Below are 20,058 nucleotides of genomic sequence, written 5' to 3'. Positions count from 1 at the left end.
ATTAATTATGTATAATTAGTAAAAACACCATGAAAATATATATTACATTAATTTCGCTATTACTATCGCTAAAATGTTTTAGCGGAAACAATGAGTTTCCTCCGGTTATAACGATTGGACCAGCTGTTATTAACACTAATACTGAAATATTAGCAGGGGTTGATGCAAATCAAACCTGTTTATTACTTGGTCCTAATAATGATGGTGTTGATCATCATGTTGAAATTAATGGTAACCACATTCAATTAACATTTATTGGAGCATATTATAGTCCCTGCACTGTAATTCCAGTAGCAGACTACTATTACTATAATCTTGGTACTCTAGCAGAGGGGGAATACACAATTACATTTTATAGAACACCTGGAGGAACGTTACCAGTTGACCCTAATGATCCTAATATATTTTTTGAGCAGTTTGGTGAACCCATCATTTTTGGCGTAGGTAACATAACAGCAGTTCCAACTCATTCCATCTGGGGACTAATATTAATGTTCTCAGCTTTTATTGTCGTTACTTTGTATATAGTGAAAAGGGAATTTTCCTAAAAATGAATTAGAACACGGTTGTGCTCGTTTTCCGCCGGTACCCAAAAATTACCAACCCTGACTTCCGGCACTTCACTATACCGCCCTCTTTTGCTATTTTAAATAAGTGGCTTAATAAATCATTAAGCCCTTTTGTCAATGGTGAATAGTATGATTGAAGTAATGGTTGGACTGATGATAATACTGGCGGCGCTGGTGATGCTGAAGGTCTTGTTTTGGGTTTTTGTGGTGGTGCTACTGAGTCCGATTCTATTCGTGGGCGCGGTTTTGTTATCAATCGCGGTGTTGATGCTGACCGTTATCGGTATGGTCTTTTTCGGATTAATAAAGCTGTTGCTATTGCCCTTTTTATTACTGCTAATGATTCCCTTTGCCTTATTTTCATAGCTTTTTCATAGTATGTTTTTGAAAGCACTTACCAGCACTGATGTCCATTCACAGTGCAGGTATGAAATAGCCTTGAAAACAGATTATTGACATTTAATCACTCTTCTTAAACTGACGTTTTATTTTTTTAAATTTTTTGTGGTTGATATTGCTGCTGATAAACATCACATTTTTCTCTTCCGATGTTAATTTTAAAAACCGTTCATAATGCTTCAGGACATCAATAATAAGTTCATTTTTGGTGAAATAATTGATGTTATAACCTTCCCGGGTGTCACCAAAATAAGACAACGGAAAAAATGATTCATCACTGTCAACATCGGGAAGATTATCTTCATTTAAAAAATACTCAGGTAAATTAATGGATTCATTTCTGACCCCGTAAATAAAGTTATTAACCATGTCGTGCTTGATTTCTATTTCGATGCGATTGGGGTTTTTATGGGTATTGATTTTTGATTTGATTTCATAATTTGATAACACTGTTTGGAGTTCTTCAAACGCCTCTTTTACTGTTGTGTTGAGAAATAAATCAATGGCGCTTTTATTTTTAAATGTGACGATTTGTCTTAACTTATCTTTCCATGAGTCGGCGGTCCATAAATTGGTCGGTACCGAAAAATCTCTCTGATAATATTTATAATCCACACGTAAAGCCTTCATTAAACTCACGATAAATAAAATCATGATGATCGAAAATGGCAGCGCTGTAATCAGCGTCATGGTTTGCAACGCTTTTAACCCACCCGCATTTAATAACACCAATGAAATCAGAGCCAGGATTGCGCCCCAAAGAACAATTTGAAGTTTTGAAGTTTTTGACGAGTTTCTTGTGGCGATACTGTCCATCACCACAATACCGGAATCAGCTGAAGTGACAAAGAAAATAACAATAATCAGAATGACCAATAAACTGGTTACGCTTGAAAGTGGCAGATACGCTAAAAAACTGAACATCAACACATCCGGGTTCGCCGCAATCTCGCTTAATGCACCACCGGCTTTAAATTTGTCTATCCACATGGCACTGTTTCCAAACACCGTCATCCAAATAAAATTGAACAAGGTTGGAATAATTAGAACGGCGGCAACGAAGTCTCTGATGGTTCGACCCTTTGATATTTTTGCAATGAATATACCCACATAAGGCGCCCAGGATATCCACCACGCCCAGTACAAAATGGTCCAGTCATAAAACCAGGGTAATTCATCTGTTTTATAGGAATGCGTATTAAAAGTCAGTTCCACAAACTGGCTGATGTAATACCCCAGCCCTTGCGTAAAACTGCCTAAGATATGTGAAGTTGGGCCCACCACAATGACAAATAACAATAAAAAAATGACCGCAACAATATTAATTCGACTCAATGTTTTAATGCCTTTGCTGACACCGGTTACGGCAGACAATACCGCTATGGCAATCAACACACAAACAATAATCATCTGATAAGTAAAACCGGTATCCGGAAACACATTCATGTTGACCAGACCGGAATTGATTTGTACCACGCCGAAGCCTAAGGTTGTGGTAATACCAAATACCGTACTGCAGAGTGCAAAAATGTCAATCAAATTGCCCCATCTACCCTGAATACGATCTTTTAACAGAGGATAAAAACAACTGCGTAAAGACAGCGGCAACTTATAACGATAGGTAAAATAAGATAAAGATAAACCGACAATGCCATAAATGGCCCAGGCATGGATACCCCAATGAAAAAAAGTATAAAGTTGCGCATTCTTGGTGCGTGTTATGACATCCTCATCCGCAAAAACGGGTGAACTGAAATGTTGCATGGGTTCAGCCACACTAAAATACATCAAACCAATGCCCATGCCGGCGGCAAACAACATCGCAATCCAGGAAAAAAACGAATGCTGTGGCTTACTGTCATTGTTACCAAGTTTTATATTGCCGTATTTGCTGAGCATTAAATAAAACAGGAAGAACACAAACAGGGTCACTGCCCACACATAGACCCAGTTGAGATTAACAAAAATAAAGTTTTTTATGACATTTAAAAAAGCACCGGACTGTTCCGGAAACAGAGCCGCAAAAAAACAGGTAATGATGATAAAAATGGTGCTGGGAATAGTGATTCCCATGTTGAGCGTGATTTTATTGGTAATCGGATTCGACATGAAACATGTGTTTTCTTTTTATCTTAGCCCAAGTCAAAATCCATTGAAAGCGAAGCAAGCGATAATGATAAATGGATTATGTTGCCTTTAATAAGCAGCCAGACCATTGACAACCAACGTTGACGCCTTTATTGAATGTCCAATGCGGTCAATAAACCGACCGGTTATTTCGCAAACACCTTACCGCCAATCATTTTAAACGCCGGGGTACCGCGTATCATCATTTCCCGGGCAAATTCCTGACCACATTCGGGGCAGATACATGGAATTTTTGTGAAGTTCTCACTGATGCGTTCCTGAAAACATTTCACCAGCGAACCTTTACCGCCTTTGCGGTATTTATACAGTTGGGTTTTGCAGTGACTGCAAAACACATCCACTGTTCTGGTCGGGCCTTTTTTATTGGGTTTTGCCATAGAATAAAAACTAACATCATTAATTGTCAAACTCAACAATTAGAATAAGACCTTGACATTAATCTGCGCTGAGTTAAACCATTAATATCTTCTCAATGATAAAATAATCTCAATCACTATTTCAAAAAACAGCCAAAATATGAAATAAGGCTGGTCGTTATTTCACAAAATAGGAAAATTTGAAATAAGGATTAAAATAATTTTAGCCTTTTTACATTTATACCATTAAGTGAGTACTTAACTGTTCTTTGATGACCATTCAACATTAATCTGACGTTGCTGTGCAATACAGTCTCTGAGATATAGGTTAATTAAACTTTGATACGGTATGCCCTTTTCTTCAGCCATGTCTTTAAAGTACGCAATGACATCTTCACTAATCCGCATGGTAACGGGTTTTTTAAGTTTTGATGCGTATGGGTTTATACGGCTTTTCATTTTTCTTAAATCATATTCATTTTTCATGACAATCACCTTTATAAAATTGTGCCTCTTTTTTGGTCGCTTTACGTGCGGATATTATTCGAATTACCCCGCCATCATTTTTTTCACAGTGACAGACTATAAGCATTCTGGATTTATTGCTAAAGCCCAACAAAAGAAACCTATCTTCATCTAACTGTGAATGACTTTCATCATAGAATTGAATGGCGTTAACTTCATAAAATACAGTCTAACCCGAATACTTCATGTAAGAATGGAATTTAGGGATAAAATGGTAAAATAGATTGTATAAATATTGCTTCAAGCATAGTTATTCATATGTTGTAAGCGATTTTATGCAAGATTTGCAGCCATTTTTTTCATAAAACCATTCAGGTACAAACAGGAATTATTTAGAATTTCTTTAAGCCTCTGATATGTCATCTTAATAAGGCTATTTTGTACCGTTTACATGAAATATTCGGGTCAAGCTTCTTCGAAAGAAATGCCATGCTTTTGTTGATTCGTTACAGCTTTTGAGGCACTCCATTCAAACTTTATCATATGTACATTGTATTTACATTTATATAAATGTCAAGTTTTTTGTGCTCGCACACCCTTATCCATTGAGTGTAAACAATACATTTGGTGAGCCGAAAATTATCATTGATACCTTTCTTTTTAACCCGTTTTTAGGTACCCTTTAAGCCTTTTCTAATGGTCTGTTTGTTATGAAATATTTTTTAGCATTTGTACTGGTCTTTTCGGGTTTATCGGCTTCGGCGGATGTCTTAACCCCTGAGAAGTTATGGCAGGTTGAGCGTGTCTCAGCGTTGGGTTTATCGCAGGATAAATCGCAGGTGTTTTTTAAAGTCACGATCCCGAATGTTGCGGACAATGATTTTGATTCAAAAGTTTATACATTATCTTTGGATGGCGGGCCGGCGCTGTTAAGCGAGGCCTATGAAGGTCTGTTAAACGATAAGAACTTATCACCGGATGGCACCAAGAAACTCTTTCACAAAGAAGTTTTGGTGAATGAAGTGGCGGGCAAAGACCGTTATGAAGGCATGGATAAAGCTGAAGTGAATGTCTATGATTCTCTGGATTATCGCCATTGGTCAAGTTATAACGACGGTAAATTTAATCATGTGTTTTACCGTGATTTAGCCACCGAAGAAGAAACCGATATTATGCCGGATGAGCCTTATTACACACCGCAAATGCCGTTCGGAGGTGATGAGGATTATGTTTGGGGACCGAAGGGTGAGAACATTTACTATGTCAGTAAAAAACTGGCAGGTACTGAATATGCCACCAGCACCAATACAGATATTTATAAATACAATTTAAAATCGAAAAAAACCGAGAACATCACATCGGACAATCCCGGTTATGACACCAGTCCGGCGTTTTCTTCAAAAGGCACACTGGCCTGGTTACAAATGAAAACCCCCGGATATGAGGCCGATAAGAATGACATTATCGTGCAGCATAAAGGCTTTAGCAATAACCTCACCGCCCATTGGGACGGTACAGTGCGCAGCTTCAAATGGGCCGAAAACGGTGAAAAAATTTATTTTACGGCACCGGTCAAAGGTACCGTGCAATTATTCAGCGTTGATGATCCGGGTAAAACCAAACGCATGCCGGATTTACAACAACTCAGCGAAGGTCAATTCGATGTCACCGGTATTGTTGGAGAAGTCGATGGTGCCTTGATTGTCACCCGCACCGATATGAACCATGCGCCGGAAATTTATCGTTTTGATTTAAAGAAAAAATCATTCAAACAACTTAGTCACGTCAATGATGATCTCTATGATGCGTTGGATTTACCCACGGTGAAAAAACGCATGGTGAAAACCCAAGACGGCCACGACATGCTGACTTGGGTTATTTATCCGCCTAATTTTGATGAAAACAAAAAATACCCAACCTTGCTGTACGCCCAAGGCGGACCACAATCCGCCTTATCGCAATTCTATTCCTACCGCTGGAACTTCCAGGTGATGGCCTCACAAGGCTATATCATTGTGGCGCCGAATCGCCGCGGCATGCCCGGTCATGGTGTGGCATGGAATAAAGCCATCAGTAAAGATTGGGGTGGTGGCGCGATGCAGGACTATCTTGATGCCATTGATGATGTGGCCAAGGAATCCTATGTGGATAAAGACCGTTTAGGTGCCATTGGTGCCAGCTTCGGCGGTTATTCGGTGTTTTATCTCGCCGGCCACCATGCCAAACGCTTTAAAACCTTTATTGCCCATGCCGGCGTGTTTGATCTGCGCAGTATGTACGGCACCACTGAAGAGCTGTTTTTTGTTGATTACGACATGGGCGGACCGTATTGGGACAAGGACAATGAAGATGCCCAAAAAGCCCTGAAAGAGTTTAATCCAGTCAACTTCGTCAGCAACTGGGACACGCCAATTCTGGTGATGCACGGTAACACCGATTACCGCGTACCGATCGGCCAAGGCTTAGCCGCTTTCCAAGCCGCACAATTACAAGGCATCAAAAGCCGCTTGGTGTTTTTCCCAGATGAAAACCATTGGATTGCCAGTCCACAAAATGGCTTAATCTGGCAAAAGGAATTCTTTAAATGGTTAGAAGAAACCCTTTAAAAATTAAAGTAAGCCTAATAAAAACGCCGCTAAATTCTGCGGCGTTTTTTTGTCTGAAAGTCAAATACCAATTAATCGGTGGCAAACAAACGGCTCAGGTCTTTAAAAGCTTTAAATTCCAGGGCATTGCCTGAGGGGTCTTTAAAAAACATGGTGGCCTGCTCACCGGCCCGGCCTTTAAAGCGCACATAAGGTTCAATCATAAACTGTATGCCATAATCCTTTAAGCGTGCGGCTAATTGATTCCAATCCGTCATCCTTAACACCACGCCAAAATGTGGAATCGGCACCGCATGGGCATCGACATCACTGTGCACCAGCGTGACTTGGCCAGTGTGACCTAAACTCGGGTCTAAATGACACACCAGTTGATGTCCGAACAGGTTTAAATCAATCCAGTCATCACTGGAACGTCCCAAAGAACAACCCAGGACATCACGATAAAAAGCGGTGGCTTCCGCGACATCACGGCATGGTATGGCTAAATGAAAAGGTGTTATTGTGTTCATGGTTTTGTCGCTAATAATTGCACCACATCGGCAGCACCGGTGTGACCGCGGCCTTCGATAACATCGCGCTTTAATTCAGCCAGATGGACAATATCCAACGCCTTAAAATCAGCTTTGAGCATGGCTGCATCCATCATCAATTCAGCACTCGGTGGTCCGCCGGTATTGTTATTTAACTGAGCCGGTGTGTAAGCCTCTAACACCAGCGCGCCACCTAACACCAATCCGTCCGCAACCGCCCGGTGAACCCGTTGTCGTAATTTTGGTGGTAAATGGCAAAAGATGGAAACAATGCCATGCCAAGATGAGGCTTCAATCTGATATTCAGCCAAATCAGCTTGCACGGTGGTAATCTCTACACCACGGTCCCGGGCCAGTTTTTTGGCTTTTTCCAAACCCACTTTTGAGGCATCCACAGCCGTGACTTGATAGCCCTGTTCCGCTAAGAACACCGCATTGCGGCCTTCACCTTCAGCCAGGCACAGTACCCGACCCAACGGAATGGCCTGGTATTCTGCCGCCAAAAAATCATTGGGTGCCACCCCATAGAAATAACCCTCATCATTGTAACGATCGTCCCAACTCATGACTTGACTCCTAACATATCCTCAATCATTCACCACCCAAGACAGCTCAGTCAACGATGTGGTGACACTCACCTTAAATGCTACGCATACCGGACTCACGGGTCAAGCCCGAGAGCGACGCGGATAAGCGAAAAATTGAATGCAAAGGTCTCTAACGCTTACTTTATTTTAGCATGTGAATCGGCAGCGTGGCATAACCACTGCCAGGATAATGCGCGGCTGTGGTTTCACCGGCGCTTTCAATGTCGCTGCTGACATCAAGTAAAGCCGTGATAACTGCTTTGAGCTCCATGCGCGCCAAACCGGCACCGGGGCAATAGTGAATACCGGCACCATACAATAAATTTTGACTGTGATCTCGACCCCAACGAAACTGTTCGGCATCTTCAAAAACACTGTCATCACGGTTGGCTGACACCCAATTTAAACTTAATATAGAATCTACCGGAATATCACGACCGCCCAATTTAACCGGGCACGTGGTTTTACGGCGGTTGGTGACCAAGGGTCCCTGCAAACGCAAGATTTCTTCGATGGCCTCGGGAATTTTTGCGCCATCCGCTCGCAGTTGCTGCTGGATATTTGGGCTTTCGGTTAAAAATTGTAGCAAAATCCCCATGGCCGCCGCCATGGTACCAATTTCACCCACCGCCCAATTGCGTAAAATGCTGATGAGCTGGCTGCGGGTTAGCGGCTCGTCATGAACACGTTCTTGTAACAGGCGTGCGGTAACATCGTCTTTATTCTGATGACGCTCAATAACACCCGAAACAATGACCTCAAACTCTGCAGCACAATCTGCCAGTTCAGCCCGGTCTTGTGCCAGGGTGGCTTTTTGGTTTCTTTTGACCCATACCGTTAAGGGTTCGATGTGTTGATCTGACCAACCCAAAAAAGCACACTGCATGGCCACCGCCACCGGCCAGGCAAATTCTGCCATAAAATCAAGTTCCTGAGCCTGATTGATTAAATGTGCGTAGCGTCCGGCAATCTCCTGACAAGTTGGTTCAAATTCATGCACCGCTTGATCACTGAAATATGGATTAATCAAATCACGATACACTGTGTGCGTCGGCGGATCCATGCCATTGGGCACTGAGATGTGTCGTGAGACCTGATTGCTGAAGGTTTTGTGGTCATTAACAATGGTGGTCACATCGGCATGCCGAAAAACAGACCATTTCAAATAGTCGCTGTAAGCCACCGGACATTCCGCCCGCATACGATCAAAGGTCGTAATGGCCTGATTTAAACTCTCATCTGAACGCGGATTCCAATCTTCATGGTGAGACATAAGAGTCGCCTGTCATATACAAAACCTTCATTGTCCCGATTCAAGTCTTAGGTGCAAGCGCAGACAACGTTATGACATGACTTTTACCTTGATATTTGATTTGCATCAAACCACAATACCCGACCCGCAAATCTGCGCGCATTTTGCGGTTATCTAAAGACACAGCGTAAAACACCATATTTTCATTAAGAATAACCATTACTTGTGTCCTATAAATCATTGATTACGCATATAAATACTGACTTCTGGCCCATGTAATAACGCACTTAATTTGTTTAAATACAATCTCGGCTCATTGTTGTTACAAAATTTAAAAAAACCACAAGCACACAGAACTAGGGAAACACCATGAATAAATTAACCAAAATTATGTTGCCCATCGGGGTACTGGTTGTTAGCTATGTCGGCTTAAAACTGATGGTCGCTGGCAAACCGGAGCCTGAGAAAAAGGAAAGTACTGAACGTACAGTTTCTTTATACGTCACACAGGCACAACAAATTAAACGCACCATCGATGTCGAAACCCAGGGTGAAGTGCGGCCAAAAAATGAAATTCCATTAACTTCTCGGGTCAGTGGTCATGTGATTAGCATCAGTGAAGATTTCGATGAAGGTGCGGCCATTGATGCCGATACCGTATTGGTTAAAATTGATGACACCGACTATAAAGTCGCGGTTATTCGTGCTGAAGCCCGGGTCGCCGAAGCCCAGGTCGCCTTAGAGCGTGAATTGGCCAATGAAAAAATGAAAAAAGACACCTGGGACCAGAAAAAAGGTGATTCTAAACCTTCACCCTTTGCCCTCAACAAACCACAAGTCCTTGAAGCAGAGGCCAAATTACGCGCCGCTAAAGCTGACTTACAAGAAGCCCAATTAAATGTGCAACGCACCGAAATAAAAGTGCCATTCAAAGGCCGTGTGGTTTCCCGTGATATCGGCTTAGGTCAGTACGTTGCTGCCGGCACCTTACTGGGTCGGGTTTTTTCGGTTGATACCGCACAAGTGCGTTTACCGCTGACAGATTTACAATTGGCCACCCTTAAAATACCACTGGGGTTTGAAGCCGATGCAGAATCTGCACCAAAAGTTACTTTTACCACCGAAATAGGTCGAACCACACATCAATGGCAAGGCCGTATTGTCCGGACCAATGCTGCGGTTGATCAAAACACCCGCTTAACTTACGCCATTGCCGAAGTACAAGATCCTTATGGCGAAGCCGCTGATAATGGTGCACCTTTTGCGGTCGGCATGTTCGTCATAGCACACATAACCGGTAGCGAAGAAACCGAAGCTTGGGTACTGCCGCGTGATGCCCTGCGACAGGATGACTCCATCTATGTGGTTGATGGCGATAATAATCTACGAATTCGTCAGGTCGAAGTTTATGCCACCACCGCAGATGAAGTGATGCTGAAAAAGGGCATTCATGGCGATGAGCAAGTGGTGACCTCGACTGTCAATAATGTTTATGACGGCATGAAAGTTATTCCATTATCCAAAGAAAAAGCCACCGCTGCTGTTGATAACGAACAAGCGCAACCTGCTCTAAATAATTAAAGGGGAACGATTATGAACCGTCTCATTGCCTGGTGGGCCAATAACCACGTCGCCGCAAACCTGATGATGATTGGCATTTTCTTGGCCGGTATCATTGGTTTTAATTCTTTAGAGCGAGAAATGGAACCACAAGTACGCTTTCCCGGTTTATATATTGGGGTGGCCTGGCCCGGTGCATCACCACAGGAAGTGGAAGAGCAGTTAGTGGCACGCATTGAAGAATCGGTGAGTGACATGGACGCCATTGAGTGGGTTCGTTCCAGCTCCCGGGAAGGCAGCGGTGCTGTTTATATTCTGGCTGAACAACAAGTGGATTTCACCCAATTCCTTAATGACGTCAAAATCCGGATTGACTCCATCTCCACCTTCCCTTCAGACATGGAACCGCCGATTGTGCAGCAATGGGTTAACCGCAATGAATTTATTCGTATCGCCTTACATGGTGATATGGAAGAACGCGAATTAAAACGGCTGGCTGAACAACTGCGCCGTGAAGTGGCACAACTACCGGCCATTACCGTGGTGGAATTATTCGGCACCCGCAATGAAGAAGTCTCCATTGAAGTCGGTGAATTGGCCTTAAAACGTTACGGCCTTACATTTTCAGATGTTGCCAATGCCATTCGCAGTGCTTCTTTAAACCAATCTGCCGGAACGGTTCGCACCCAAACCGGTAGCTATCAACTGAAAGTTCGTAATCAAGCCGACACCGAAACTGACTTTGAGAATATTATTATTCGCGAAGACCAGGACGGCGGCGTGGTGCGGGTTGGTGATGTCGCCACTGTGATTGATGGTTTTGAGGATGAGCCCATTTTAGCCACTTTAAATGGCGAGCCTGCGGTACTGATTCAGGTCATGACCACCGAGATCATGGATATTGTCACCGCCTCCGAAGCCGCCAATGAGTGGATTGCCAAACGCCAGGAAACCTTACCTGACAATGCCAAACTGACACTTTGGACCGACAGCGCCGAAGACTTTAAAAGTCGCATGAGCACCATCGGCTCGTCGGCTTTTATGGGTTTGATTTTAGTGTTATTTGTATTGATGATGACCTTACGACCCAAAGTGGCACTGTGGGTGGCGATTGGTATTGCCACTGCTTATGCCGGTGCCTTTGTATTTTTACCGACTGTGGGCGTGTCTTTAAATATGCTGTCCACTTTTGCCTTTTTACTGGTGTTGGGTATTGTGGTCGATGACGCCATTGTGGTGGGCGAAGGTATTCACAGCAAATCCATGGAGATGGGCGGCGGCGTTAATGCCGCCATTGCCGGCACCCAAATGGTGGCCAAACCGGTTATTTTCGGTGTCTTAACCACCATTATGGCCTTTTTACCCTGGTTATTTTTGGGCGGTTCTACCAGTGAATTTACCCGCCACATTACCTGGGTGGTGATTCTGGCTTTGACATTCTCACTCATTGAATCTTTGTTTATATTACCGGCACATTTATCGAAAATGAAACCGCGGGTGGTTCACAACCGCTTTGGTCGTTTACAGAAAAAAATCGCCCATGGCATTATTAACTTCGCTGATAAACATTATCGCCGCATGATTAATTGGGCCTTAACCCATCAGTATCTAACCGCCAGCATTTTTATCGGCTTACTTGTTATTGGCTTTGGCATGTTTGGCAATGGTTTGGTGAAAAAAGGCTTTATGCCGGACATCGAATCCGATGAAATTAGGGTCAATGTGGTGTTGCCCGAAGGCGCACCTTACAGCCGCGCTTTAGAAATTCTGGCGCAATTGCAACAAGCAGAACAAGCACTGGTAGACGAGGTCAGTGAACGCACCGAAGGTGAAGGTGAGCTCATTGAAAACTGGTACACCCGTTCTCGACGCGACAGCGTCATGGCGATTGTCAAATTGTCACCACCTGAAGTGCGTGATATGACCGCTAAAGACGCGTCCATCCGCTTACGCGAACTGATGGGAGAGATCCCCGACGCCAAAGAAGTGTCAGTCGAATATACCGACGGCGATAACGATCCCGCCTTTGAGGTCTCTGTGCGGCACCCGGATCTCAATACCTTACGGGCTGCCACTGCTGATTTAGAGAAACAATTAAGAACCTACGAGACTCTCTATGATGTACGCAACAATCTCGATGGCGCCTCTGAGGAAATTCGCATTACGCTAAAACCCGGTGCCACCAAATTGGGGCTGACCTTAGGATCCGTCAACCGCCAAGTGAGACAAGCCTACTTTGGCGAAGAAGTACAACGACTGCCGCGCAACGGTCAAGATGTTCGGGTCAAGGTGCGTTATCCGAAATCTGAGCGCTATTCCATAGAAAGTTTAAATAATTTCCACGTGCGCACACCCGATGGCCATGCGGTGCCCTTATTATCAGTGGCTGATTTAGAATTTGCCCCCGGTATTAATAGCATTCAACGCTGGAACGGTAACCGCGCTGCTCGGGTCAGTGCCGATATGAAAGACAACGTTCGGCAGGATATTGTTGATGATATGGAAGCCAATTTTTATCCAGCATGGGAAAAACGCTATCCCGGCATTATTCGCGGTGAAATCGGCCAGGCCGAAGGCGAAGCCCGCTTTTTCAAAGAACTGTTAGGTCTTTATCTGATTGCCTTTTTCTCGATGTATACCCTGTTGGCGGTGGCATTCAAGAGTTATACCCAGCCTATACTGATTATGATTGCCATGCCGTTTGCTTTTATTGGAGCAGTCATTGGCCACGCCGCCTTAGGCATGACCATGGCAATTTTCAGTTACTTCGGTATTGCCGCGGCCGCCGGCGTGGTTATTAATGATAATTTGGTGTTGATGGATTACTGCAATCAACTCAAAGACAAAGGCATGGAAGCCAAAGAAGCCATTATCGAAGCCGGTGTGGCGCGATTCCGGCCCATTTTACTCACTTCAGTCACCACCATAGTCGGTCTGATGCCAATGATGTTGGAACGCTCCATCCAAGCGGCATTTCTGCAACCGGTGGTGGTGTCTCTGGCCTTTGGTGTTTTTATGGCTTTCTTTGTCACCTTATTTATGGTGCCGGCATTGTACGCCATCGGTATCGACGTTCATGAAGGTAAGGAAAAATTAAAACAACGAATGTTTGGTCATCGTTCTGATACCAAGCCTATCCAACATAAAACCAAAGAAGCCACTGATCACTCCTAAGTTTTTATAGCTGACAAGGAAGTCAGCTTGACATGGTTTATAATAAAAACCATGAATAACCATAATCAAAACCGAAATACCCTAATCGGCGGCTTAGTCGCCGATGCCGCTTCACTGGGACTGCATTGGCTATACGATGTTAATCGCATCAAAGAAGTCACTCAACAGCACAACAACCGGGTGGCTTTTCTACCGGTCGATAAATACAATTACCGCGACGAAGTCGGTTACTTTGCCCACGGCCATAAACACAGCGGCATGCTAACGCATTACGGCGAATCTTTACGTTTAATGATTAACAGCATGAATGACTACCAGGGCGAATTCAACTTGGCATCAGTGCAACAACATTTTAAAGACAGCTTTGGCGCCGGCGGCTCATTTCAGGGATATATCGACAAACCCACCGCAGGCACATTGAAGAACCTGGCATCGGGACAAACCGAACCATCGGGAATAGAAGATGATCAATTACCCGCCCTGGCCAGATTGTCGCCGGTTATATTGGCTTATCATGCGCATGATGACTTCCAAGCAATCTTAAAACAAGCCACCGAAATCACCAACACCCACTCAGATGCCCTTGATTATGGACAGGTTTATGCGGATTTATTGACATTAATTTTAAGCGGCGCAGAATTGAACACAGCCCTGCAACAAGTCGCTGAACAAGCTCCGGAAAGCGTTCGAAAAGGACTTAAAGATGCCCTAAACAGCACCCAAACCGATGCCGTCCAATACGGCGAAACCACCGGCCGCGCCTGCCCCTTATCCCAGGCCATGCCCCTGTGTTTCCATATCCTCAATAACACCGAATCCTACCAACAAGCCGTAGAAACCAACATCCTCGCAGGTGGCGACAACGCCGGCCGCGCCATCGTCATCGGCACCCTACTCGGCGCCTATTACGGCATCGATGAAAACAAAGGCATTCCGATTGTGTGGCTGTTGAGATTGGAGGATGGTTTAGTACTTTGGCAGGTTTGTGATGAGTTGACTCAACAGCTGTGCTAACTTTCCAAAAATTCATCAATCAAGGCCAAAATGGTATTAATGTTTTCCATCAGCGGCTGGTAATGATTTTCTTCAGTGGCTTCGCTGGTAAGAATAAACATCAGTAGATTGTTTTCAAATGCCGGTGACTGTAACAGGTGCAGGTTACTTTTTACTGGCGAATGAATGCTTTCATCGGCACCGGTAGGCAGTGCGCCGGCCTGTTGTAAAACTGTTTTAAAACGGGTGTCAGAATCACGGAAGAAGTCGATTAAATATTCTCTTTGCAGCTTGAGGTCTTGTTCTTGTTTGGCAATGTCTTCTAAATTGGCCAGCCAATTGGTTAACAAATGCCGCAATCGGGCCGGTTCAATATCCTTTAGACTACCTGAGTTCATCATTTCCGTGAGTAATGAATTATTCGGGTTATAGGCCACATCGTTATTAAGCGCTTGCATCAGTAACCGGGAAAAGTGCACCTCATCGACTTGATCCAAAGGCTGATTGATTAATTCTGTAAGGGCACGGGCACTGGCCAGATTGCTGTTATTCACGTCAATCAGGACGGCCAGCTTTTGTTTATTATCAAGAAACTCGGATTTTAATCCGGCTAAATAAACCTGCGCTTTGGCTTGCGTGGCTTTGGCTTGATAATGGTTGTTGATGGCGACAGCAATTAAGATGCCGACCACCACCAGCACAATTTCGCCAAGGGCATACAAAAGATAATTACTGAAGCGCCGTTCTCCCAAAAGTTGCCGCCTAATCTTTCTTAATTGCGTTAACATGGGTCTTTTTCATAATAAAAGCACAATAATTATACGCGATTATCTATTACTTTCAGACATTTAAATGCCTCCACATTAACCATTATGACTATACAGTTTGTTGTGACAAGTCTTGTTCTTCATCCGGCTCACCCATAATTTCCTGGTAACAGTGAGACAACAAGGTGACGCAATAAATAACAATCACGGCGTACATGGCCAGGACTAAAACGCCCAACAACCATTCAGGGAACGGCAGTAAGAACACCGCGGCCGGTACCAGTTGGGCCAGGATGGGAAAGAGAATGACCAGCCAAAATACGGTCAGGGTATGGGGTTTGGTTTTGTGCCAAATTTCAGGAAGTGTAAAAGATTGGCCGATGGCGATGCTTGGGAAGACCAGAGCAACCCGAGCACCATAATAAGCCGCCAATATAAATATTCCTATATAAAAGACAATCGATAGAGCAGTCAGTCCACCACTGTCTAAACTAGTCGGTGATATTAACAAAAACAGATAAGTGACTAAGCCAACGCCAATCATAACAACGATTAATATCGCTACAATGCCCAGCATATAAATAATTTCCGGCCAGCCCCATTTAAAGGCGTACATAATGCCCTTTTCATTTAATAAAACCGTTCGGTGCACCAAAACGGCTAATTTCGCATAGATTAAATAACCAATCGTATTAGCCAATAAACCATCGGCTCCCGGCCCAAATATTAGCTCTATCAACAAAGACAGCGCCATAAAAAGCCCAGCAAAATATAAAAACGGCTTCAGGTTTTCAATAAAAGTTCGTTCAGCTAATTTATGAATTGCCAGGGAATTAATTTTTTTAACCATAATTCTGAGACAAATCATTGATTGTAATTGAAAACACCCTGTACATATTATCTAATTTAAGTGGTTTTTATTTATGGGATGCAAATTCAGTTTAGATCTAAATCTATCCACAAAACCAACTATCGCAATGAAAAGAGGTCTTCAACCAGGCTGTTCTACTGAAATAATTATCTTAAACCAACATACCTGCGAAGGCCGGTATCCAGCGTCTTTTAGGAATGAGCTTGGTCGTGGCAATTAACTTATCTACGAATACAATTTATGAATTTGATGCCTGTCCCAGGTTTTGTTTCCAGCTTTTGTTTTTCAAAAGACACGAGATACCGGCCTTCGCAGGTAAGTTTGCAGTTGCGTTCAGCCATAATTGAAAGTTTGTTGAATGTGACTTAGAACCTAACGATTCCCACCGGCAACATGAATCTTTTCAATACCGGCACTTTTAAAAATATCCATGGTTACTACCATATCACCGGTATCAGCATCTTTGTCGACAATTAATAAAACCAACCAATGCTTCTCAGCCAGTTTCTCGTTTTGAATATAATCTCTGAGATCTTTGATAGGAACATCGGTATTGCGCTGTGTTGATTTATCGGTAAACCGAATACCATCCTTCATAAGCCGAACCAAAAGCCCATTGTTATTTGTACTGCTTGATGGGCGGGTAGTTTCAACACCGGTTTCAGTCACCGGGATGGCCTCGTCAAATCGTTTTTGAAAACCTTGATCCATTTGCCTAACAATGCAGGCACCGAATTCACCGATTGTCTGCATTTGCTGCATGTCGTTCAGTTCTTCAAATACAACGCCATCAATGATATTTTTTTGGCACGATTTTCCTAAATGGTCAATGTCCTGATGACAACTTTTCTCATCCTCACAAAGTGCTTTTAACATGGCTTTTTGCGTGGATATCATGCCTTCAGCCGTGACGTATTGTTCACTGCAGCCCAATAGAAACAAAATAAGAAGCATTAGGGGAATTGCTTTGATCATAATCAACCCTATAAAAAACTTTTATAATGCTGATTCTAACTTATCTCGGTTAAGAGAGAGTTCAATTTACAAAGCATTTTTTCTAATTTCTTAACCAAGTCGCCGGATCAACCTTGTAGTAATCCACCAACAATTCATAAAGGTCGGGGTGTTTTTCCCGGAAGGTTTTCGGTTGTTCGTAGAAGTGCTCGGAAATAACGGCGAAGAATTCGGCGGGGTTGGTGGCGCCATAATAGTCAAAAAAGGCATGGTTTCTGAGTTTGGCTTTGACGCGGAGGCTTTTGAATTCTTTGCTCATGACTTTGCTCCAGGTTTTTAGATGGGCATGATTGATTAAAGGCCTGCCGTCAGCGGCGCCATCGAGTTGGTCTAATTGGTGGGCAAATTCATGAATCACCACATTCCTGCCATCTTCGGCATCCTGACCACCTTCAATAGCGTCGTTCCAGGATAAAACCACCGGCCCTCGAAGCCAGGATTCACCGAGATGATGGCCTAATTTGTCTTCGTGTTTTGGGTTTTTAAAACCGCCGGGATAGACGCGTATGGTTTTTAAATGCGGGAAATAATTGGTGTTACGATTTAACAGCAATAAACAAGCCTGCGCCGCTATGGTGACGCGGATTTCGTCGGTAATTTCTAAACCGGCATGGCCGGTAAAGTATTTTTCGGCGACAAAGACATGAACGTGACCTAATAATTCTCGCTGCAGATCCTTTGGTAAAAAGTGATAAATGGCGACATTTTTTTCGATGTAATTCAGCCATTCTTTGGGCGTATCCAGAGTAAAAAGTAACTGCCGTTTCTTGGCTTTTCGAGATTTATGATAGCGGTATATCCCGAATACGGTCACTAATATCAGGGCCACATATAAATAAAATGTACTCATGGTTTAGGGGTAAATCCTATGAAATATCGAATAATAAGGGTGGTGTTATATATTTTTTGATAGCGCATCATAGCACTTTAAGTTATGTGATTAGGTATGAGTTAAGCAACTTTTATTGCAAATTCACGACTGTTGGTGAAGAATAGACCCTTTTGTTTAAAAGCCACCAGCGATGAATTCAAAAACTGAGTCAAACACAAGCGTCAAAACCAGCCATAAAAAATTACCGAACAAGCCACCCAAGCCACCGGAAAAATCCGGCGGTTTATTTGCTAAGTTTCTGGCTTTTGTTGAGTGGTTGGGTAACTTATTACCGCATCCGGTGACTTTGTTTGCCCTATTTTGTGTGTTTATTATTCTGTTTAGCGGTGTCGCTGAATGGCTTGGTATCAGCGCCGTCGATCCACGTCCTGAAGGTAGCAGGGTTGAAGGTGGTGTCATCGAAGTGGTGTCTTTGTTTTCTGCCGAAGGTTTGCGGCGGATTGTTGCCGGCTTAGTGACAAACTTCACCGGCTTTGCACCCTTGGGTACGGTTTTAGTGGCCTTGCTCGGGGTTTCAGTGGCAGAACATTCGGGGCTGTTATCCGCCGGTATGCGCTCCATGGTGATGGGTGCTTCAAAACGCATGGTCACGCTGACTATTGTGTTTGCCGGGGTGGTTTCCAATACCGCTTCAGAGCTGGGTTATGTGGTGCTGATACCTTTAGCCGCCATGATTTTTCATTCTTTAGGCCGACATCCTTTGGCCGGTTTGGCGGCGGCTTTTGCCGGTGTGTCTGCCGGTTACAGTGCCAATTTGTTTTTAGGCACGGTGGATCCATTATTGTCCGGAATTACTGAAGAAGCCGCCCGCTTGATTGACCCGACTTATTCTGTTGGCGCAGAAGTTAATTATTACTTTATGGTGGTCAGCACCTTTTTAATTGCCATTTTGGGGACCTTTGTTACGGAGAAAATTGTTGAGCCACGCTTGGGCAAGTATGACGAAAGTGAAGCCAGTATTGATTTGGGTGAACAAAAAATTGAAGGCGTCACTAAACAAGAAAAAAAGGGCTTAAAAATGGCCGGTTTGAGCTTTTTAATCTTGTGTGGTTTATTGGCCTTAACCATCGTTCCTGAGTGGGGAATCTTGCGCCACCAAGAAACCGGCGAAGTGGCCGGCTCACCGTTCTTAAAAGGCATCGTGGTGTTTATTTTTATCACCTTTGCCATTCCCGGTTTTGTTTACGGCAAAGTAGTCGGCACCATGAAAAATGACCGTGATGTCATCGATGCCATGAGTAAAAGTATGGGCACCATGGGTTTGTATATTGTCCTGGTATTTTTCGCGGCACAATTTGTGGCGTTTTTTAAATGGTCAAATTTAGGCACGGTCATGGCCATCAAAGGGTCGATTTTAATTCAAAGTCTGGGCTTAGACGGACCGATTATTTTTCTGTTTTTTATTATCCTCTGCGGCATGGTGAACCTGTCCCTGGGCAGCGCTTCGGCGCAATGGGCGGTGACTGCACCGATTTTTGTGCCGATGTTGATGCTGGTCGGTTATGCCCCGGAAACCATTCAGGCCGCCTACCGCATCGGTGACTCTGTGACCAATGTCATTACCCCAATGATGAGTTATTTCGGTTTGATTCTGGCCATGGCCTGTCGCTATAAAAAGGATTTGGGTATTGGCACACTGATTGCCACCATGTTGCCATATAACATCGTGTTCTTTGTCGGTTGGACCTTGCTGTTTTATTTGTGGGTATTTGTTATTGGCTTTCCGGTGGGACCGGGAGCGGCCACTTATTACACGCCTTAAATAAAATGGTGGGCTGATCTTCGGGTAAAGATCGCAATTCAGCTTTATCAGCTGATCGCTTTTGCGCGGCAATTATCGTATGATTTATAGCCACCAGAAGAATGGATTAATCA

At 43.7% G+C, this 20,058-nt stretch carries 17 protein-coding genes and 1 pseudogene; 7 read left to right on the top strand and 11 right to left on the bottom strand.

All coding sequences use genetic code 11. From position 1 onward, the window contains the following. The first annotated feature begins 29 nt into the window (after nt 1-29). Both OS173_RS09725 and OS173_RS09720 read left to right on the top strand, forming a co-directional pair. Nucleotides 30-548 carry a hypothetical protein gene (locus OS173_RS09725; protein WP_267184091.1) on the top strand — a complete coding sequence of 173 codons (519 nt, stop codon included), beginning with the start codon at nt 30-32 and terminating at the stop codon, nt 546-548. Nucleotides 549-698: 150 nt separating this feature from the next. Next, nucleotides 699-935: a hypothetical protein gene (locus OS173_RS09720; RefSeq protein WP_267184090.1), complete on the top strand. Its 237-nt coding sequence runs from the start codon at nt 699-701 to the stop codon at nt 933-935. Nucleotides 936-1,028: 93 nt separating this feature from the next. Here OS173_RS09720 and OS173_RS09715 read toward each other — a convergent pair whose 3' ends face one another. The 4 genes and pseudogenes from OS173_RS09715 to OS173_RS13425 form a co-directional block, all read right to left on the bottom strand. Continuing rightward, nucleotides 1,029-3,077 carry a BCCT family transporter gene (locus tag OS173_RS09715; RefSeq protein WP_267184089.1) on the bottom strand — a complete coding sequence of 683 codons (2,049 nt, stop codon included), beginning with the start codon at nt 3,075-3,077 and terminating at the stop codon, nt 1,029-1,031. Nucleotides 3,078-3,241: 164 nt separating this feature from the next. Continuing rightward, on the bottom strand, nt 3,242-3,493 hold the full coding sequence (locus OS173_RS09710) for a hypothetical protein (protein WP_267184088.1): 252 nt from the start codon (nt 3,491-3,493) through the stop codon (nt 3,242-3,244). Nucleotides 3,494-3,730: 237 nt separating this feature from the next. Continuing rightward, on the bottom strand, nt 3,731-3,958 hold the full coding sequence (locus tag OS173_RS09705; protein ID WP_267184087.1) for a BrnA antitoxin family protein: 228 nt from the start codon (nt 3,956-3,958) through the stop codon (nt 3,731-3,733). Next, a pseudogene (locus tag OS173_RS13425) lies at nt 3,948-4,154 on the bottom strand (BrnT family toxin); the annotation flags it as partial. The gene OS173_RS09705 and the pseudogene OS173_RS13425, both read right to left, overlap by 11 nt. 493 nt (nt 4,155-4,647) lie before the next feature. On the opposite strand from OS173_RS13425, the gene OS173_RS09700 reads away from it, so the two are divergent. Beyond that, nucleotides 4,648-6,543 carry a S9 family peptidase gene (locus OS173_RS09700; protein WP_267184086.1) on the top strand — a complete coding sequence of 632 codons (1,896 nt, stop codon included), beginning with the start codon at nt 4,648-4,650 and terminating at the stop codon, nt 6,541-6,543. A gap of 71 nt (nt 6,544-6,614) precedes the next feature. On the opposite strand, the gene OS173_RS09695 is transcribed toward OS173_RS09700, so the two are convergent. The 3 genes from OS173_RS09695 to OS173_RS09685 form a co-directional block, all read right to left on the bottom strand. Continuing rightward, nucleotides 6,615-7,052 carry a VOC family protein gene (locus tag OS173_RS09695; protein WP_267184085.1) on the bottom strand — a complete coding sequence of 146 codons (438 nt, stop codon included), beginning with the start codon at nt 7,050-7,052 and terminating at the stop codon, nt 6,615-6,617. Further along, the gene (locus tag OS173_RS09690) at nt 7,049-7,639 is read right to left on the bottom strand and encodes an SAM-dependent methyltransferase (RefSeq protein WP_267184084.1); all 591 of its coding nucleotides are present in this window, start codon (nt 7,637-7,639) and stop codon (nt 7,049-7,051) included. The genes OS173_RS09695 and OS173_RS09690 overlap by 4 nt, the downstream gene beginning before the upstream one ends. A 163-nt stretch (nt 7,640-7,802) precedes the next feature. Then, nucleotides 7,803-8,933 carry a cytochrome P450 gene (locus OS173_RS09685; protein ID WP_267184083.1) on the bottom strand — a complete coding sequence of 377 codons (1,131 nt, stop codon included), beginning with the start codon at nt 8,931-8,933 and terminating at the stop codon, nt 7,803-7,805. A gap of 348 nt (nt 8,934-9,281) precedes the next feature. On the opposite strand from OS173_RS09685, the gene OS173_RS09680 reads away from it, so the two are divergent. From OS173_RS09680 to OS173_RS09670, 3 genes are read left to right on the top strand one after another with little or no spacing between them, the layout of a single operon-like run. Next, complete coding sequence (locus OS173_RS09680) at nt 9,282-10,493, top strand: efflux RND transporter periplasmic adaptor subunit (RefSeq protein WP_267184082.1); 1,212 nt, start codon at nt 9,282-9,284, stop codon at nt 10,491-10,493. Nucleotides 10,494-10,505: 12 nt separating this feature from the next. Then, entirely contained in the window at nt 10,506-13,646 is a 3,141-nt protein-coding gene (locus OS173_RS09675) for an efflux RND transporter permease subunit (protein WP_267184081.1), read from the top strand. Between the two features lie 51 nt (nt 13,647-13,697). Further along, nucleotides 13,698-14,660 carry an ADP-ribosylglycohydrolase family protein gene (locus OS173_RS09670; protein ID WP_267184080.1) on the top strand — a complete coding sequence of 321 codons (963 nt, stop codon included), beginning with the start codon at nt 13,698-13,700 and terminating at the stop codon, nt 14,658-14,660. Here OS173_RS09670 and OS173_RS09665 read toward each other — a convergent pair. The 4 genes from OS173_RS09665 to OS173_RS09650 form a co-directional block, all read right to left on the bottom strand. Further along, on the bottom strand, nt 14,657-15,427 hold the full coding sequence (locus tag OS173_RS09665; protein WP_267184079.1) for a DUF6090 family protein: 771 nt from the start codon (nt 15,425-15,427) through the stop codon (nt 14,657-14,659). The genes OS173_RS09670 and OS173_RS09665 overlap by 4 nt on opposite strands. A gap of 88 nt (nt 15,428-15,515) precedes the next feature. Further along, nucleotides 15,516-16,256: a hypothetical protein gene (locus tag OS173_RS09660; protein WP_267184078.1), complete on the bottom strand. Its 741-nt coding sequence runs from the start codon at nt 16,254-16,256 to the stop codon at nt 15,516-15,518. Nucleotides 16,257-16,649: 393 nt separating this feature from the next. Beyond that, a complete protein-coding gene (locus tag OS173_RS09655; RefSeq protein ID WP_267184077.1) occupies nt 16,650-17,252 on the bottom strand; it encodes an ExbD/TolR family protein in 603 nt (200 codons plus the stop codon). 82 nt (nt 17,253-17,334) lie between these two features. Further along, nucleotides 17,335-18,141: a M90 family metallopeptidase gene (locus tag OS173_RS09650; protein ID WP_267184076.1), complete on the bottom strand. Its 807-nt coding sequence runs from the start codon at nt 18,139-18,141 to the stop codon at nt 17,335-17,337. Nucleotides 18,142-18,313: 172 nt separating this feature from the next. Between OS173_RS09650 and OS173_RS09645 the strand changes: the two genes are divergently transcribed. After that, nucleotides 18,314-19,945 (top strand): AbgT family transporter, encoded by a 1,632-nt coding sequence (locus OS173_RS09645; RefSeq protein WP_267184075.1) that lies wholly within the window; start codon nt 18,314-18,316, stop codon nt 19,943-19,945. Nucleotides 19,946-20,058: the final 113 nt, after the last annotated feature.

The sequence above is a fragment of the Marinicella gelatinilytica genome (assembly GCF_026410405.1).
Classification (GTDB): Bacteria; Pseudomonadota; Gammaproteobacteria; order Xanthomonadales; family Marinicellaceae; genus Marinicella; species Marinicella gelatinilytica.
This window is presented reverse-complemented; position numbering and strand designations above follow the sequence as displayed.

What these genes read in the sequence shown, in the direction of transcription:
- OS173_RS09725 (WP_267184091.1), top strand. Translation starts at nt 30, where the DNA reads ATGAAAATATATATTACATTAATTTCGCTATTACTATCGCTAAAATGT.
- OS173_RS09720 (WP_267184090.1), top strand. Translation starts at nt 699, where the DNA reads ATGATTGAAGTAATGGTTGGACTGATGATAATACTGGCGGCGCTGGTG.
- OS173_RS09715 (WP_267184089.1), bottom strand. Translation starts at nt 3,077, where the DNA reads ATGTCGAATCCGATTACCAATAAAATCACGCTCAACATGGGAATCACT.
- OS173_RS09710 (WP_267184088.1), bottom strand. Translation starts at nt 3,493, where the DNA reads ATGGCAAAACCCAATAAAAAAGGCCCGACCAGAACAGTGGATGTGTTT.
- OS173_RS09705 (WP_267184087.1), bottom strand. Translation starts at nt 3,958, where the DNA reads ATGAAAAATGAATATGATTTAAGAAAAATGAAAAGCCGTATAAACCCA.
- OS173_RS09700 (WP_267184086.1), top strand. Translation starts at nt 4,648, where the DNA reads ATGAAATATTTTTTAGCATTTGTACTGGTCTTTTCGGGTTTATCGGCT.
- OS173_RS09695 (WP_267184085.1), bottom strand. Translation starts at nt 7,052, where the DNA reads ATGAACACAATAACACCTTTTCATTTAGCCATACCATGCCGTGATGTC.
- OS173_RS09690 (WP_267184084.1), bottom strand. Translation starts at nt 7,639, where the DNA reads ATGAGTTGGGACGATCGTTACAATGATGAGGGTTATTTCTATGGGGTG.
- OS173_RS09685 (WP_267184083.1), bottom strand. Translation starts at nt 8,933, where the DNA reads ATGTCTCACCATGAAGATTGGAATCCGCGTTCAGATGAGAGTTTAAAT.
- OS173_RS09680 (WP_267184082.1), top strand. Translation starts at nt 9,282, where the DNA reads ATGAATAAATTAACCAAAATTATGTTGCCCATCGGGGTACTGGTTGTT.
- OS173_RS09675 (WP_267184081.1), top strand. Translation starts at nt 10,506, where the DNA reads ATGAACCGTCTCATTGCCTGGTGGGCCAATAACCACGTCGCCGCAAAC.
- OS173_RS09670 (WP_267184080.1), top strand. Translation starts at nt 13,698, where the DNA reads ATGAATAACCATAATCAAAACCGAAATACCCTAATCGGCGGCTTAGTC.
- OS173_RS09665 (WP_267184079.1), bottom strand. Translation starts at nt 15,427, where the DNA reads ATGTTAACGCAATTAAGAAAGATTAGGCGGCAACTTTTGGGAGAACGG.
- OS173_RS09660 (WP_267184078.1), bottom strand. Translation starts at nt 16,256, where the DNA reads ATGGTTAAAAAAATTAATTCCCTGGCAATTCATAAATTAGCTGAACGA.
- OS173_RS09655 (WP_267184077.1), bottom strand. Translation starts at nt 17,252, where the DNA reads ATGATCAAAGCAATTCCCCTAATGCTTCTTATTTTGTTTCTATTGGGC.
- OS173_RS09650 (WP_267184076.1), bottom strand. Translation starts at nt 18,141, where the DNA reads ATGAGTACATTTTATTTATATGTGGCCCTGATATTAGTGACCGTATTC.
- OS173_RS09645 (WP_267184075.1), top strand. Translation starts at nt 18,314, where the DNA reads ATGAATTCAAAAACTGAGTCAAACACAAGCGTCAAAACCAGCCATAAA.